Source organism: Stieleria mannarensis, assembly GCF_014154935.1.
GTDB classification, from domain to species: domain Bacteria; phylum Planctomycetota; class Planctomycetia; order Pirellulales; family Pirellulaceae; genus Stieleria; species Stieleria mannarensis.
In genome coordinates this window covers 1-582 of the sequence record NZ_JACEHH010000204.1, presented here as the reverse complement: position 1 = coordinate 582, position 582 = coordinate 1, and the positions used below count along the sequence as shown (strand labels likewise).

The following is a 582-nucleotide window of genomic DNA, read 5'->3' as shown; positions in this document are numbered from 1 at the left end:
GCTCAGGTTCAGCGCCGACAGGTCGACGTTGCTGCTGACGTCTTCGGTCACCGTGATGTCGCTGGGCAGTCCGGCGCCGGTCGGATCATCGTTGGTCGCGGCGATCGAGATGTCGCGGGTTTGCGTGTTGGAGTCCACGTCGCCGTCGTTGACCGTGAACGAAACGGTGCGTGTCGCGGTGGACGGGTTGTCGCTGGTGTTGGTGTAGGTGATGCTCCGCAACGCCGCCTGGTACTGGGCGACGGTCGCGGTCCCGGTCAGGGTGAGCGTTCCGCTGCCGGCATTCCAAACGCCGCTGATCCCGTTTTGATCGACGAACGTCAGCACGTCCTGGCCGCTGGCGTAATTGCCGGTGATCTGAACGACGGCTGATTCCAGATTCGTGTCGTCACTGTCGCTCAAGGCCAACGTCGACGTGATCGCCACCGCGCCGTCGTTTTCGGTGTAGGCCAACGTGGTGCCTTCGATGGATGCTTCGGCCGGGGCATCGTTCGTAGCCGTAACGGTCCAGTTGAAGGTGCTGCTGGTCGTCGTTCCGGCGCCGTCGTCGACGGTGAAGTCGAACGAATCGTTGGTCGTATT

At 62.7% G+C, this 582-nt stretch carries 1 protein-coding gene; it reads right to left on the bottom strand.

Annotation, left to right across the window (positions count from 1 at the left end; all coding sequences use genetic code 11):
- On the bottom strand, positions 1–582 hold a 582-nt coding region (locus H1B37_RS33070), incomplete at both ends, for a hypothetical protein (protein ID WP_182871532.1).